Source organism: Microbacterium shaanxiense, assembly GCF_054779995.1.
In genome coordinates, this window is the sequence record NZ_BAAGXE010000003.1 from 660,959 (window position 1) to 676,300 (window position 15,342).

General features: G+C 66.2%; 14 protein-coding genes. 6 read left to right on the forward strand and 8 right to left on the reverse strand.

The genetic code is table 11. The features are described 5' to 3' along the window. Positions 1-33: 33 nt before the first annotated feature. Both ACYVG2_RS12790 and ACYVG2_RS12795 read left to right on the forward strand, forming a co-directional pair. Entirely contained in the window at positions 34-1,233 is a 1,200-nt protein-coding gene (locus ACYVG2_RS12790; protein ID WP_460781338.1) for a molybdopterin molybdotransferase MoeA, read from the forward strand. Then, positions 1,230-2,432: an MFS transporter gene (locus ACYVG2_RS12795; protein ID WP_460781340.1), complete on the forward strand. Its 1,203-nt coding sequence runs from the start codon at positions 1,230-1,232 to the stop codon at positions 2,430-2,432. The genes ACYVG2_RS12790 and ACYVG2_RS12795 overlap by 4 nt, the downstream gene beginning before the upstream one ends. Before the next feature lie 50 nt (positions 2,433-2,482). Here ACYVG2_RS12795 and ACYVG2_RS12800 read toward each other — a convergent pair whose 3' ends face one another. Genes ACYVG2_RS12800 through ACYVG2_RS12820 form a run of 5 tightly spaced genes read right to left on the reverse strand, consistent with a single transcriptional unit; the run spans position 2,483 to position 7,176 of the window. Beyond that, positions 2,483-3,748, reverse strand: a complete 1,266-nt coding sequence (locus tag ACYVG2_RS12800; RefSeq protein WP_460781341.1) for an ABC transporter substrate-binding protein — start codon at positions 3,746-3,748, stop codon at positions 2,483-2,485. A 23-nt stretch (positions 3,749-3,771) separates the two neighbouring features. Further along, positions 3,772-4,815 carry a branched-chain amino acid ABC transporter permease gene (locus tag ACYVG2_RS12805; protein WP_460781343.1) on the reverse strand — a complete coding sequence of 348 codons (1,044 nt, stop codon included), beginning with the start codon at positions 4,813-4,815 and terminating at the stop codon, positions 3,772-3,774. Beyond that, on the reverse strand, positions 4,815-5,696 hold the full coding sequence (locus ACYVG2_RS12810) for a branched-chain amino acid ABC transporter permease (protein ID WP_460781344.1): 882 nt from the start codon (positions 5,694-5,696) through the stop codon (positions 4,815-4,817). Before ACYVG2_RS12810 ends, ACYVG2_RS12805 begins: the two co-directional genes overlap by 1 nt. Positions 5,697-5,699: 3 nt before the next feature. Further along, positions 5,700-6,410: an ABC transporter ATP-binding protein gene (locus tag ACYVG2_RS12815; RefSeq protein WP_460781346.1), complete on the reverse strand. Its 711-nt coding sequence runs from the start codon at positions 6,408-6,410 to the stop codon at positions 5,700-5,702. Then, positions 6,397-7,176 (reverse strand): ABC transporter ATP-binding protein, encoded by a 780-nt coding sequence (locus ACYVG2_RS12820; protein WP_460781347.1) that lies wholly within the window; start codon positions 7,174-7,176, stop codon positions 6,397-6,399. The genes ACYVG2_RS12815 and ACYVG2_RS12820 overlap by 14 nt, the downstream gene beginning before the upstream one ends. 272 nt (positions 7,177-7,448) lie before the next feature. Here ACYVG2_RS12820 and ACYVG2_RS12825 point away from each other — a divergent pair, with 272 nt between their 5' ends. Both ACYVG2_RS12825 and ACYVG2_RS12830 read left to right on the forward strand, forming a co-directional pair. Then, positions 7,449-8,816: an aminomethyl transferase family protein gene (locus ACYVG2_RS12825; protein ID WP_460781349.1), complete on the forward strand. Its 1,368-nt coding sequence runs from the start codon at positions 7,449-7,451 to the stop codon at positions 8,814-8,816. A 65-nt stretch (positions 8,817-8,881) separates the two neighbouring features. Next, entirely contained in the window at positions 8,882-9,718 is an 837-nt protein-coding gene (locus ACYVG2_RS12830) for an IclR family transcriptional regulator (RefSeq protein WP_460781350.1), read from the forward strand. 30 nt (positions 9,719-9,748) lie between these two features. Here the strand turns inward: ACYVG2_RS12830 and ACYVG2_RS12835 are convergent, their stop codons facing one another. Genes ACYVG2_RS12835 through ACYVG2_RS12845 form a run of 3 tightly spaced genes read right to left on the reverse strand, consistent with a single transcriptional unit; the run spans position 9,749 to position 13,402 of the window. Continuing rightward, on the reverse strand, positions 9,749-10,861 hold the full coding sequence (locus tag ACYVG2_RS12835) for a 5-methyltetrahydropteroyltriglutamate--homocysteine S-methyltransferase (RefSeq protein WP_460781351.1): 1,113 nt from the start codon (positions 10,859-10,861) through the stop codon (positions 9,749-9,751). A gap of 54 nt (positions 10,862-10,915) precedes the next feature. Further along, on the reverse strand, positions 10,916-11,362 hold the full coding sequence (locus tag ACYVG2_RS12840) for a MarR family winged helix-turn-helix transcriptional regulator (protein ID WP_448964767.1): 447 nt from the start codon (positions 11,360-11,362) through the stop codon (positions 10,916-10,918). 30 nt (positions 11,363-11,392) lie between these two features. Further along, complete coding sequence (locus tag ACYVG2_RS12845) at positions 11,393-13,402, reverse strand: chorismate-binding protein (protein ID WP_460781352.1); 2,010 nt, start codon at positions 13,400-13,402, stop codon at positions 11,393-11,395. 186 nt (positions 13,403-13,588) lie between these two features. Between ACYVG2_RS12845 and ACYVG2_RS12850 the strand changes: the two genes are divergently transcribed. Together ACYVG2_RS12850 and purU are read left to right on the forward strand one after the other, a co-directional pair. Beyond that, complete coding sequence (locus tag ACYVG2_RS12850) at positions 13,589-14,395, forward strand: methylenetetrahydrofolate reductase (protein ID WP_460781468.1); 807 nt, start codon at positions 13,589-13,591, stop codon at positions 14,393-14,395. A gap of 19 nt (positions 14,396-14,414) precedes the next feature. After that, positions 14,415-15,299 (forward strand): formyltetrahydrofolate deformylase, encoded by an 885-nt coding sequence (purU, locus tag ACYVG2_RS12855; RefSeq protein ID WP_448964769.1) that lies wholly within the window; start codon positions 14,415-14,417, stop codon positions 15,297-15,299. Positions 15,300-15,342 lie beyond the last annotated feature (43 nt).

Sequence of the window (15,342 nt, forward strand, 5' to 3'; positions counted from 1 at the left end):
GCCGCGATAGCGTAGCGATATGGACAGTTCTCGATGATCACTATCGAAGAGCATCGCGCTCGCATCCTGGAGGTCGCGCGGCCGACTCCTGCGGTGACGAATGAGCTCGCCGAAGCACTCGGGGGCGTTCTCGCCGCCGACGTTCTCAGCCGTTGGCCGATCCCGCTCTTCGACAACTCGGCGATGGACGGGTACGCCGTGCGGCGATCCGACGCCACCGCCGGCTCGAGAATGCGCGTCGTCGCCGATGTCGCTGCAGGGTCGGCCGACGACCCATCGATCGGACCGGGCGAGGCCGTGCGCATCATGACCGGCGCACCGCTGCCTTCAGACGCGGACGCGATCGTCCCGCTCGAGCAGACGGATCTCGGGACGGCCGTCCGCGAACGCGCACCGGAGTGGATCACCGTCTTGACACAGCCCTCGTCGGGCGCCCACGTTCGGCGGAAAGGCGAGGATTCTGCGGCCGGTGCCCTCGCAGTGCGAGCGGGGACGGCACTCGGCCCCTGGCAGCTGTCGACCATCGCCTCGGCCGGATTCGGACAGGTGCCGACGCACAGGCCCCCGCGAGTCGCAGTGATCTCGACGGGCAGCGAGCTCATCGCACCGTCCGCGACTCCACGACGGGGTCAGATCCCCGAATCGAACTCCGTGCTTCTGGCGGCGGCCGTCCGCGCCAGCGGTGCGGTCCTCACATCGGTGCGCACCGTCGCCGACGATCCTGCGGCCCTGCGGCGAGCGCTGACCGTCGACGCTGACGCCGTGATCTTCTCCGGCGGGGCGAGCGTCGGCGCGTTCGACGTGGTCAGGTCCGTGCTGGGCGGCGAGTACGGAGTGCAGTTCGACAGCGTGGCGATGCAACCGGGGAAGCCGCAGGGCTTCGGCGTGCTGGAATCGGGGATGCTCGCGTTCTGCCTACCGGGGAACCCCGTCAGCGTCGCGGTGTCATTCGAGGTCTTCGTGCGACCCGCCCTCCGACGGATGGCCGGATTCGCGGACATCGACCGGACGCATGTCGTACGAGCAGCCGGCACCGGATGGAACTCGCCGAAGGGACGCACGCAGGTGCTCCCGGCGACGTTCGACGAGACCACGGTGCACCCCGCGTCGCGGCGCGGGAGCGGTTCGCACCTCGTCACCTCGCTCGCGGCGGCATCCGCGTTGGCGATCATTCCCTCGGATGTGGAGCGGGTGCGCATCGGCGACCCTGTCTCGGTGATGGTGCTGTCATGACGACGCAGACACGCAGGGCGCTCGTCGCGAGCGTGATCGCCCTCTGCCTGGTCGCCGCGATGATGCGCCCGGCGATCACCGCCGTAGGGCCGCTGATCGGACGGATGAGTGCGGACACCGGCATACCTCTCGCCCTTCTCGGCGCGCTGTCGACGATCGTGCTGATCATGTGGGCTGCGGCCTCTCCGTTCGCGCATGGCATCGGAAGGCGGCTCGGGCTCGGTGGTGCCGTGCTCGCCGCTCTGGGCGTCCTTGGACTTGGCACGGTGGTCCGATCGATCCCCGGGTCGACGGCGTGGTTGTGGATCGGCACGGCGCTCATCGGAGTCGCCCTGGCAGTCGGCAACGTCCTGCTCCCCGCAGTCATCAAGCGGGACTTCCCGCTGCGTGTGCCGCTGATGATGAGCGTGTACTCGGCGATCCTCGGCGGCGCGGGTGCCGTGGCATCCGGCCTCGCCGTTCCGATCGCCGACCTGAGCGGAGCGGATTCCGCGGCGGGCTGGCGACTGTCGCTGCTCGCTACGGGCGGGCTCGTCATCCCCCTCGGCCTGGCAGCGTGGTGGTACGTGCGCCGGCACGAGATCCGGGCGATGCGGACGAGCTCATTCGTGCGCGAGCCCCGCACCGGAGTCTGGCGCGACTCGACGGCGTGGCTGGTCGCCGCCTACATGGGAGTGCAGTCGACCTGTTTCTATGTGCTCGTGACGTGGCTTGCGACCATGTCGACCGACACCGGCCGCAGCGCGTTGACGGCCGGGTTCGACGTCATGGTCTACCAGGCGTTCTCCATCGCAGGATCGCTGACGATCGCCGTGCTGATGCGTGGACGCGGCGCGCGGATCACGCCGGCGCTGCTGCCAGTGGTCGGGCTGATCGGCGGCATCGGGATGCTGCTCGCCCCTGACGCGATCGGATTCTGGGTCATGCCGCTCGGGTTGTTCTCCGGCTCCTCGCTCGGGGTCGCGTTGACGCTGATCGCGCAGCGTGCCCGTGATCACCGCACCTCGTCCGCGCTTTCAGGGATGTCGCAGTCCGTCGGCTACGGTGTCGCGGCCGTCGGACCTGTGCTCTTCGGCGGCGTGCATGCGCTCACCGGAGGCTGGACGGCCTCGCTTGTCATCCTGCTCCTCACGATGATCACGCAAGGCGTGATCGGCATCTTCGCCGCACGCGACCGCTTCGTCCTCGAAACGCGCTGAGCGCCGGCCCGGAGTCCGGGCCGGCGCTCAGTCATCACCGTGGTGCGGAGTCACTCGTCCCAGGAATCGACGGGTTCGTAGCCCGTGCCGTTGTACTTGATGACCTGAACCGTCGAGACGGCCGGCTGGTCGTCTTCCGTCGTGTCGACGGACGTACCGGGGAGCATGAGCGGCGCCTCGAAGTCCGAGACGGTGCGAAGCTGCGCCATGAAGTCCTCACGCGTCGGCTCGGTCATCTTGGTGAACACCTGCTCGAGCGTCGCGCCGATCATGTAGCTCCACATGCAGTGCGGGAACGCCGGGACATCCGGATAGTCCGCGTACTCGGCGAGGTCTGACAGGAAGGTGACGACATCCTCGTCCTCGGCGTATGCCGGGCTCTGCGGCGTCTTCGCGAACGACACGGTGTAGACGGCCGGCAGTGCCGCCGCGCCACCCGGCTCGAGGATCGCACCCGGGCTCGACGTGTTCGACGGGAGGAACAGGCTCGGCAGCCATCCGATCTCCTGCATCTTCTGCAGCGAGGAGATCACGAGCGGCGTGATCGACATGGCGTTGAACAGCACATCCGCATCCGATGCCGCGAGTTCGGTGAGCTGTGCGTCGACGGCCGTGTCGGTCGCCTCGTACGTGAGCTCCCTGACGATCTCGATGTTGTCGGCACCCTCGATCGCGGACTTGAACCCTTCGACGTAGCCCTCGCCGTAGTCGTCGTTCTGCGAGAGGATCGCGACCTTGTGCTCGCCGCCGGCACCGGCCAGCAGCTCGCCGAACGCCTCGCCCTCGTTCTGATACGCCGGAACGAACCCGAGTTGCCACGGGCTCTCCTGCGTGTTGCTGAACAGCGGATCACCCGTCTGGATCAGCACCTGGGGCACCTCGTCGGCGATCGCCGCCTCACGCCAGGCGCGGTTCGTCGGGGTTCCGAGTCCCGCGGTCATCGCGAAGACGCTGCCCTTGAGCTGGTCGTAGTTCGCTTTCGCCTTCTGCGGGTCGTACTCGTCGTCGAGCGCCTTGATCTCGACCGTACGGGTCTTGCCGTCGCCGAACTCGATCCCGCCCGCGGCGTTGACGCTCCCGAAGTAGGCCTCGAGCCCTGCCACCGTGCAGGTACCCGGCCCCGCGGTGCCGCCGCTCAACGGCGTGGTCATCCCCAGGGTGATGGTGGTGTCGGTGATGCCGGGGCTGGCAGTTGCCGCCCCGCCTTCACCGTCGGGCTCTGCGCCGCCACGGGAGCAACCGGCGACGAGGACGGCGACGATGCCGACCCCTGCCACCACGGACGCGACCCGGCTTCTTCTGCGATTCATTCTCATGGTTGGTGCCTCTCTGTGTGTTCTTACTCTTCGATGTGCTGTGGAACCTCAGCGGCTGAACGCTGCGGAGCATCACGTCGGCCGATGCGTCGCAACAGGCGAGGCAACGACACGAACCCGTTGGGCAGGAAGAAGAGCACGATGAGCAGGATCGCGCCCTGCAGCACCGTCGTCAGGTTCGGATCGATGAGGTTCGTGACCTGCGGGACGAGCACGTACCACGCGCCCCCGATGAGAGAGCCGATGATGCTTCCCGCTCCGCCGATCACCATCGACGCCAACAGCTCGATCGAGTGCCCGAAGTTGAGCGTCTCCGGCGAGGTGTACTGGATCACGACCATGTAGAGGAAGCCACTCACTCCACCGATGAGGGAGGCGATCGTGAAGGCCAGGACCTTGTAGCGATACGGCGATACACCCATCGACGCCGCAACGGACTCGTTGCCCTTGATGATCGCGAACGCACGACCGTACTTGCCGCGCACCAGGTTTCGGGTGAGCATGAACGTGGCCCCGCCGATGAGGATGACGAGATACAGCTGCCACTGGTCGTCGTACAGCCCCGACCACTCGGGGGCTGCCGAGAATCGAGCGGATGTCCCCTGCGATCCACCGGTGACCTCGGAGAATCGCTTGGCCAGCGGGACACCGATGATCGGGAGCGCGATCGTCACCATGGCGATCGCCAGCCCGCCGAGCCGGGCAGCGGCGAGCGCCACCACCATTCCCACGACAGCAGGAATGAGGCACGCGAGCACGAAGACGATGACGATGTTCCAGCCCGCGTTGTATCCATAGGCGGTGACGTAGGCGCCGAGTCCCACGAAGAAGATCTGACCGAGCGAGATCTGCCCCGCGTACCCCATGACGACGTTGAGGCCGAGCACGGCGACGGAGAACACTCCGATCCGTGCGAGCGTCTGGTTCGCGAACTCCGGCAGGAGCAGGGGCACCACGATCGCCAGCACCACCACCAGGGCGACGAGGCCCCACCGTACCCACGGACGCTCGAGTCGCGCACGCCACGGCGAAGCGGGTGCGGTCGAGAACGAATTCGTTGCAGTCATCACACGCGCACCACCGATTTCCGGCCGAACAGACCTTGAGGTCTCACCAGGAGCACCACGAAGACGAGGACGAACGGCACCGCGATCTTGAGATCGTGACCGATGAAGGGCACATACACGGCCGCGAGGTTCTCGAGTATCCCGATGAGCCACGCGGCGACGACGACGCCGATCGGACTCGTCAGACCGCCCAGGATCACCGCTGCCAGCGCATACACGAGCGCGGAGTCCATCATTCCCGGCGTGAGGGTGAGCTGTGGTGCGACCAGCACACCCGCGATGGCGCCCAGCGACGCAGCCAGTCCCCATCCGATCATGAGGTTCCGTCCGACCGGTACGCCGGAGAGCGCCGCCGACGACGGATCGATCGCCACCGCACGCAGGGCGAGTCCCAGCTTCGTGCCGACGAAGAGCGCCTGGAGCAGGACCATGATCGCCACGATCACGACGATCGTCCCGAGCGAGCGCACGCTGATCACCGCTCCGGCGATCTGCACCGTGTCGAGAGGGAACAGCGAAGGGAAGAGCTGATTGTTGTACGTCCAGAACCACGCGCAGATTCCGGTGATGAGGGTGAGCAGTCCGATGGTCACGACGACCGCCGTGTCCGGATCTCCGCGCTCGAATCTGCGCACCAGATACCGCTCGATCAGCGCACCGAGGAAGAACGAGACGATGACCGCGGCCAGGATCGCGACGATCAGCGGAGCACCGAGACCGTGGATCACCCACGCGATGTATGCGGACAGCACCGCCATCCCGCCCTGTGCGAAGTTGATCAGGCCGGTCGCCTGGTGGACGAGGACGATGCTCAACGCCAGCGCGGCGTAGATCGACCCGGTGGAGAGACCGTCGATCATGAGCTGCAGGAATGTGCTCATTGTTCACCCTCCCAGGTAGGCGCGGCGGATCTCGTCCATGCCCTTGAGTTCGGCCGTCGATCCGGTCAGCACATTGCGCCCTGCCTCGAGCACGGTCGCGCTGTCGACCAGGGTGAACGCGAGGTTCGCGTTCTGCTCGACGACGACCATCGCGATTCCGGACTCCTGCCGCAGGCGACCGATCGCCTTGTAGACCGTCTTCGCCGTACTGGGAGCGAGCCCCAGCGACGCCTCGTCCAGCAGCATCACCCGCGGCCGCGCCATGATCGCGCGCCCGACGGCCAGCATCTGCTGCTCGCCGCCGGAGAGCGCTGAGCCGTTCGAGCGCACCCGGTTCTGCAGCTGCGGAAAGAGGTCAAGGCAGTAGTCGATGTCTTCTTGGACCTTTTTGGCGTCCCTGCGAAGATACGCACCGACACGCAGATTCTCGCGGACCGTCAGATCCGAGAAAGTGCCGCGCCCCTCGGGCACGTGTGCGATGCCGAGCGCGGCGACCTGGTCGGGACGCAGCCCTCGAAGGCTCTTTCCGTCGAAGCGGATGTCGCCGCTGGAACGCACCGAGCCGGAGATCGCGCGCAGCGTCGTCGTCTTCCCTGCTCCGTTCGCCCCGAGGATCCCGACTGCTCCCCCGTCAGGGACCGAGAGCGAGATGTCGTCGAGCACCTGGACCCGGCCGTAGAAGGCCTGCATCCCCGATACCTCAAGCAGCGTCATCGACGGCATCCTTTCCCAGATACGCCTCGATCACTCGCGGATCCGCCTGCGCCTCTGACGCCGACCCCTCCATGAGCTTGCGACCGTGGTCGAGCACCACGACGCGGTCGGTCAGCGCCGAGATCAGGCCCATGTTGTGCTCGACGATCACGATCGTGATGTCTCGTTCACGGATGCGGCGCACGGTTTCGATCAACTGCTCGACCTCGGAGTGCGGCAGCCCGGCGGCCGGCTCATCGAGGAGGAGGAGCTGGGGCTTCATGAGCAGTGCGCGGCACAGTTCGACACTCTTGTGCAGACCGTGCGACAGCTCATCCGCCCGAGTCGATGCCGCCCACGCGAGCCCGAGACTGTCGAGGAGCTCCATCGCTTCGTCGCGGACCGCCTTCTCGGCACGGACGGTGCGCGGCCAGCGCAGCGACCATTGCACCGGGCCCCCGGGAAGCCTGCTGTGCGCCCCCAGCAGCACGTTCTCAAGCACCGTCGCGTGCAACTGCAGCGCTGGATGCTGGAACGTTCGGGCAAGGCCGTGACGTGCGAGCGTCGCAGGCGGAGATCCGACGACTTCAGCGCCGGCGATCACGATCGACCCTGAGCTCGGCCGGTAGTGGCCGCTCACGCAGTTGAAGAGCGAGGTCTTACCTGCGCCGTTCGGCCCGACGAGTCCGAGGATCTGGTCGGCTTCGGCAGTGAACGAGACCTCTTCGAGGACCTTCACGCCGCCGAAGTGCAGGTTGACGTCTTCGACCACGAGCTGCGCGCCCATCGCTCCACCTTTCGCTTCGTTGCATAGGGAGACTGAAACACTACGTTTTCACGGAAGGTACCTGCACTCGATCTTCCGATCAATCTATCCGCCAGCATAGGGTGATACTCATCTAGATAGATCTACTTAGATAGATATATAGCCATAGTCATCGCGGAGTCGCAAGCACGGTATCAGCCGCACCTGGCCGCGTTCCCGGTCAGCGGAAAAAGTCGAAAGCGAACGCCGAACGCGCTCATACGCTGATGCTCCACGACAGACGGAGGTCGAAGATGACTGAAACACTCGCCCAGGCGATCGAACGCGCAGGCGGCCCGGTGCAATTCCTGCGGGACCAGGATTGGCCCGCCTTCACGTTCCCGGTGGCTGCGGAGTTCACGAACTGGCGTGACGAACAGCGGGCGTGGATGCAGTCGGTGGCGCTCCTGGATCAGTCGCACCACATGACCCAGCTGTTCCTGGACGGTCGCGATCTGATTCCGCTTCTCGAATCGATATCACCCAACACGTTCGCGACTTTCAGACCAGGGGTCGCGAAGCAGCTCATCGCCGTCAACGAGGGCGGCTACCTCATCGGCGACGGCATCCTGTTCTACAACGCGGACGGGCCGGAAGGACTCGTGCTCATCGGGCACCACATCCTGATCGACTGGGTGCGGTTCAACGTCGAGAAGGCCCAGTCCGCAGGACGGGACGTGCGCGCACGCCTCGAGGGCAACTCGAACATGCGCCAGGGCCCGCCGACCTTCTACCGGTACGAGGTGCAGGGGCCGAATGCCGACTTCGTCATGGAGAAGCTCTTCGGCGGTCCGGCTCCCGACATCAAGTTCTTCCACATCGGCGAGGTCACGATCGCCGGCCGCGCCGCACGGGCTCTGCGTCACGGCATGGCCGGCCAACCCGGATTCGAGTTCTACGGACCGTGGGCCGACCACGAGGTCATCGCGGAGGCGATCATGGCGGCGGGCGAGGAATTCGACATCCGCCGGGTGGGGGCGAAGGCGTACTCCTCCTCACCGCTCGAGTCCGGCTGGGTGCCCACCCCGTTCCCCGCGATCTTCGAGGACGATCTCGCTGAGTATCGGGAGTGGTTGCCGGCATCGCGCGCCGGTTCCGTCGGCGGCTCGCTGTACTCCACCGACGTCCGCGACTTCTATCTGACCCCGTTCGACATCGGGCTCGGGAAGTCGGTGCGCTTCGATCACGAGTTCCACGGGCGTGCTGCACTCGAGGCGCACGCTGCGAATCCGCCGCGGCGCAAGGTGACCCTGCTGTGGAACCCGAGCGACGTCGCCGACGTCGTCAAGTCGCAGCTCGAACCCGGCACCCCGGCGAAGTTCCTGGATTTCCCGAAGGCGCGATACGGCTTCTACCAGATGGACGAGGTCGTCCTGGAGGGCCGACCGGTGGGCGTCTCCACGGATGCCGGGTACGTCGCCTACGACCAGCTGTACATGTCGCTCGCGACCCTCGACGTCTCGATCGACGACGGCGAGACCGTCGAAGTCGTGTGGGGAGAGGATCCCGTCTCCCGGAAGGCGGCCGTCGACGCGAACCACCGGCAGGTGCGGATACGCGCGACGGTGGCACCGGCTCCCTACCATTCCTTCGCGCGCACGACCTATCGCTCCGACGAATGATCCACGGGCATCCGCTCCGCCTCCCCGTCGAACTACGATGTGGACGAGGAGGAGAGGTGGAGCGGATGCCTGAGAGCGATTCGGTGCTTCACCGGCACCTGCGCGTTCTTGACACCTTCGACGTGCGGCACCCGTTCCTGACGCTCAGCGAGATCGCGGTCGCGTCGGGCCTGCCGGTCTCGACCACGCACCGGCTCGTCGGTGAGCTCGAGCGCGAGGGCCTGCTCGAGCGGCTCCCCGATCGTTCGTACCGCCTGGGCGTGCGGCTCTGGGAGTTCGCGAGCCGCGCCCCGAGGGCACTCGGGCTCCGCGAAGTCGCTCGACCGTGGCTCGAAGCCGTCCACGATCGCGTGAAGCAGCACACCCAGCTCGGAGTGCGAAGCGGCCGCAGCGTGCTCTTCATCGAACGGATGTCGACGCGCGAGTCGGTCATCAATGCCACGCTCATCGGCGGGCGCACCCCGCTGCATGCGTCCTCCAGCGGGCTCGTGCTTCTCGCGCATGCCGACGACGCCACGATCGCAGACGTCCTGGCGCACATCCCGCCCGATTTCCCCGATCCCCTCATGTGCACCGGCACCGGGCTGCGTCAACGCCTGCGTCAGGTGCGCGAGGACGGTTACGCCGTGGCGAACGGATACATCCATCCGGAATCGCGAGGGATCGCGGTGCCGGTTCGAGACGCCGACGGCGTCCATGCCGCGATCGGTGTGGTCGTCGCCAACGACGACGACTCACCGAACCCGCACATCGCCGTGCTGCACCGCGCTGCTGCGGGGATCGCCAGGGACCTCGCTCAGGCGTACCGTCCGGACATGGAGCATCGCATCCACGGCCTCCGACCGCACGTCGGACGCTCACGACGATCGCTCGAGTACCTCGAGGGTCTGGCGTCGGGCTGAGTCCGTCGCCATCGCTCCTGCAGCGGTTCGTCAGCTCCAGACGTCGGCGGCGATCTCCACGACCTCGCGCACCTTCGCCCACTGCTCGTCCTCGGTGAGGACATTGCCCTCCTCCGTCGACGCGAATCCGCATTGCGGGCTCAACCGGAGCTGGTCGAGAGGGACGAAGCTCGCCGCCTGGTCGATGCGGCTCTTGATGAACTGCGGATCCTCCAACTGCCCGGACTTCGAGGTGATCAGCCCGAGGACGACGCTCTTGTGCCCCTGAGGGAGGAAGCGCAACGGCTCGAAACCGCCCGCCCTCTCGTTGTCGTACTCGAGGAAGTAAGCGTCGTACGACGTGCCTGCCAGCAACTGCTCGGCGACCGGCTCGTACCCTCCGGACGAGATCCAGGTGGAGCGGAAATTGCCACGGCACACATGGGTGGCGATCACCAGATCATCGGGCTTGTCTGCGAGGACACGGTTGAGCAGATCCGCGTAGCGTTCGGCGATCCCGTCGACGCGGATGCCCCGCTGACGGGCCTTCTCCAATTCGACGTCGGAGCACAAGTACGCCCACGCCGTGTCGTCGAACTGGAGGTAGCGGGCGCCGGCGTCGTAGAGCGCTGCGACGGCGTCCCGGTACGCCGTCACGAGGTCGTCGACCAGGTCATCGCGGTCGTCATATACGGACGCGTCGACGGCTTCCTGCTCGAGTCGGAAGTCGAGCACGGTCGGGGCGGGAATGCTGAACTTCGGCACCGCGCCGGTGGTGCGCTCGACGATCGATCTGAGCGAGCGGAACTGCTCAAGGAATGGGTGCGACGCGTCGAACGAGATCCTTCCGTTCAGCTCGATGCCGCGCGGCTTGGTCTGAACGCCCTGGAACTGGATGCCGTGGTCGAGTTCGACGATATCGACACCGCTCAGGCCGTCGAAGAAATCGAAATGCCACCACGATCGACGGAACTCTCCGTCGGTGGCGAGCTTCAGTCCACTGTCCGCCTCGCGCGAGACGAGGTCCGAGATCGTCGCGTCCTCAACGGCGCGAAGCGCGTCGGCATCGATGTCGCCGCGCGCGAAACGTGCGCGAGCCTCGACGAGAGCGGGGGGACGGAGGAAGCTGCCGACGACGTCGGCGTGAAACGGTGCGGTGGTCACACTCCGACGATAGTGTCCTCCCGTCTTCCGCGCTGATCGGCCCGTCACGAGAGGTCACGTGCGCGGTCGCTGGTCCTCTCCTGACCCCAGACCGTGACGTGCGAGCCGCAGGAGCTTTTCCAACTGCGCCGCTTGGTCCTCGCTCATCGCCGAGGTGAGGCGGTCCTCTATCGCCTGCACGTCCACGCGCACCTCGCGCATCCGCTCGCGTCCGTCTCGGGTGATGAAGAGGAGGATCTGCCGCGCATGCTCGGGATCCGTCTCCCGGCGCACCAGCCCCGCCTCGATCAGGGGCGCGAGCGTCTGCGCCATCGACTGCGCGCGCACGAGCGATCTGCGGGCGAGTTCGGACGAGGTGATCCCGGGGAGCCGGTCCAAGACCGCGAGCGCCGTGTATTGAGCCGCCGACATTCCGTGCGACTTGACGGTGGCCATGAACGGTCGCCTCAACCCCGATTCGAGCTGCTTGATCACGTAGATCAGGTTCAGATTCTCACTCACTCCCCCATACTCCCTCACGCGAGCCCGTCGTCAGGAGGGGATGACCGGCGCCGTGGCAACGGAACGCGCCTTGTCCATCGCCTCATCGAGTTCATCCTCGGGATCGGATCCGATGATGATGCCTCCGCCGACATGGAGCCTGAGCCGACCGTTCGAGCCGTGAAGCGTGCGGATGACGACCGAGAACTCCGCGCGGGATCGATCGAACCAGCCCAGCGACCCCGAGTACAGCCCGCGCCCTGCCCACTCCACTTCCTGGATCAACTCCATCGTGCGCCGTTTGGGTGCACCGGTCATCGATCCGGCCGGGAAGACCGCCCTCAAGCAGTCGATGGGTCCGCACTCCGGTTCGAGCCTCGCGCCGATCGCAGAGACGAGCTGGTGGACTCCACGGTACGTCTCCACCTCCATCAGCTGAGTGACGGCGACCGAGCCCATCACGGCCACTGTTCCCAGGTCGTTGCGGATGAGGTCGGTGATCATCAGATTCTCGCGACGGAACTTGTCCTCGGACGCAAGCCGCCACCGCGCGATCGCGTCTTCTTGAGCGTTCAACGATCGCGGCAGGGTGCCCTTGATCGGACGGATCTCGGCGTCACCTGATCGCGTCACCGACAGCATCCGCTCGGGCGAGGCGGACAGCACGACCTCAGCACCGTGGCGCAGATACGCCGAGTACGGCGCAGGGCTCCTCGCGCGAAGCTCCAGATAATGGTCGAGTGAGTCGCCGTCGAGATCGAAGTCGAGGGGAAAGGTGAGGACCGCTTCGTACGTGTCACCTCGTCGGAGTGCCTCGTCGACACGCTGATACGCGGAGGCGTACCGTTCGCGTGGGACCGACGATCTGGGCGTCAGCCCCACTGATGAGACCCGGTTCGGGAGCGAGCGCAGCTCATCGAGGCTCTCGACGAGGCTCTCGACCTGGGCCTCGGAATCGGCGAAGCACGTGATGAGGTGAGACTCGTGGTCGAACACGACCGTGCGATTCGCTCGCATGAAGAACCCGTCCGCCGGGGATCCGATCGCTGCCGACGGCAGGATCTCCTGCGTGTCGTATCCCGCGACTCCCACCCAGCCGCCGACGCCGGGTGGTGCGTCGGCGGCCGGGTGGGGCGTCTCGGCGGACAGCCGGCCGAGGTGACGGAGGAACTCCGATCGAGGGATCGCCGTGACGCCGGCTGAGGTGTGCTCCGCCCCGCCGACCACCACGCTCTCGTCCTCGTCCTCGAGGTAGCCGAGGAGTGAGAAGCGCCCGCTCCATTCGCGGGTGTCGGCGGAGTCGAGCCAGAAGGCCCTGCTGCGTCCCCGCAGCAGATGCGTCGCCACGATCTCTGGAGCCATCCATTGCGGATACCGCCTGGAGGCCTGCCCGTGCGTGGTGTCCGTCCGTTCGCCTTCGGCAGCTGTCGGCGCGATCGCGGCGCCCCCTGCTGCCGCGTCGTCACGCAGGGCGAAGCCGGACAGCACGAGGAAGTTCCGCAGCATTCTCGCGCCTTCGCCCGTCAGGATCGATTCCGGGTGAAACTGCAGCCCGTACTGCGGCAGAATTCGGTGCGCCACTCCCATCACCGTTCCGTCGACGGTGCGAGCGGTCACCTCGAGCGCCGCAGGAACGTCGACGGCGCCCAGGGAGTGGTACCGCACGACGCGGGTGTTGGGCGTCACCCCTTCGAACAGCCCCGTGCCCGTGTGCTCGATCTCATCGAGTCGGCCGTGCGCGGGAGGCAGGCGATCGACGACCCCGCCGTGAGCGACGATCATGCCCTGATGCCCGAGGCAGACGCCGAGTGTCGGGAGCGTTCGCGTGGCGAACAGACGCAGGCAGACGTCGAAGGCGGGTTCCGTGGTCGGATGGCCGGGCCCCGGAGAGACGATGATCGCCGCGTAGTCCGATTCCCCGTGCAGGTCGAATCGGTCGACCTGCACGACCTCCGGCTCGACATCGATCAGCTGACCGACTGCCTGGACGAGGTTGTAGGTGTAGGAATCATAATTGTCGATGATCAGGATCCGCGCCGACGGATCCACGCTCTGCGCCATCGCCTTCATCGTCACCATCGTCCGACACCGTTCCCTCTTGCGATTACCTATCGTAATAGGTATTGTCCTTCAACAGAGGCGCAAAGCTGCGCATCTCGGACCCGAGAGGATCAGCACGTGGGAAACATCGCCCCAGCAACGACCAAGGCTGCTGCACGAGAGCTGGTGGATCAGTTCTCTCTGGAAATGACCGGCAAGGACGTTCCTGGCCTTCGCGAAGCCGCACATGCCATCCCTCAGGGCACCAAGATCAACGTCACCTTCCTCGGCAACGAGGACCTCGAGATGCGCGTCGCGGCGTCCAAGGCCGTGAAAGAGCTCGGGTTCGTCCCGGTCCCGCACATCTCTGCGCGCCGCCTGCAGAGCCAGGCCCAGCTCGAAGAGTTCCTCGCGCGACTTCAGGAAGTCGGTGCGACCGAGCATGTCTTCGCGGTGGGCGGCGACCCGGCGGAGCCCGAGGGCCCCTACCCGGACTCGCTCAGCGTCATCCGCTCCGGCATCCTTCAGAAGTACGGCGTCAAGGAGGTGTCCATCGCCGGATATCCGGAAGGGCATCCCGACATCCCCACAGATGTGCTCTGGCGTCACCTCGAGGAGAAGTCTGCCGCACTCAAGGAGCAGGGCCTGGATGCCGTCATACTCACCCAGTTCGCCTTCGACACGGACCCGGTGATGGAGTGGGTGACGGCCGTTCGTGATCGCGGCATCACGAGCCCGATCCGCATCGGCACCCCAGGGCCCGCCGGAATCAAGCGACTCATCGCGTTCTCGCGCCGCTTCGGCGTCGGCGCCAATGCGATGATCGTCAAGAAGTACGGCTTCTCGCTCACCAATCTGATGGGCACCGCCGGCCCCGACAAGTTCGTCTCGGACCTCTCCGGGCTGCTCGCTGCAGAACCGCGCACCGCGCCGGTGATGCTGCACTTCTACACCTTCGGCGGCCTGCTCGCCACGGCTGAGTGGACCCATGAGTACGTCAAGGCCCAGTCCTGACGTCGAACGGACAGACCTCATGCCGACATCACCTCACACGGCGCACCCTCAGGCCTGCCTGATCGTGCACGGCCCGGACCAGCCCGGCCTCGTATCGGCCATCACCGCTCTGATCACGCGGAACGACGCCAACATCATCACGCTCGACCAGTACTCGGAGGACGTGGACGAAGGTGCGTTCTTCCAGCGGGTCGTCTTCAGCAGGCCCGATCTCGGGGCCGCGCTACCGGAGCTCGAGGCCGACATCGAGAGGACGCTGGCCCCGTTCGGGATGCAGTGGCGGCTCACGGATCAGTCGGTGCCGAAACGGATGGCGATCCTGGTCTCCAAGAGCGACCATTGCCTGCTCGAGCTTCTCTGGCGTCATCGTCGGGGCGAGCTTCCGGTGACCATTCCGATGGTGATCTCCAACCACCCCGACACGGCCGAGGACGTCCGCTCGTTCGGCATCCCGTTCGTCCACATCCCGTCGCAGGGACCGGACAAGTCAGGGGCGGAGCGTCAGATCCTCGATCTACTCAAGGGCAACGTCGATTTCGTCGTGCTCGCCCGCTATATGCAGATCATCTCCGAGGACTTCCTCGACGAGATCGCCGTGCCGGTGATCAACATCCACCACTCCTTCCTGCCCGCATTCATCGGGGCCGCGCCCTACCGCAAGGCGCGCGAACGCGGGGTGAAGCTGATCGGGGCGACCTCCCACTACGTCACGAAGGACCTCGACGAGGGACCGATCATCGAGCAGGACGTCGCTCGCGTCGATCACCGCATGGATGCTGCCGCGCTGCAGTCACGCGGAGCCTATGTGGAACGTGCGGTGCTCTCGCGTGCCGTGCAGTGGCATGCCGAGGATCGCGTCATCCGAGACGGCAACCAGACCATCGTCTTCAACGACCGCCCATAACAACCGGAGCCCGCCCGGGCACCACGAACGAACAGAGGTTACT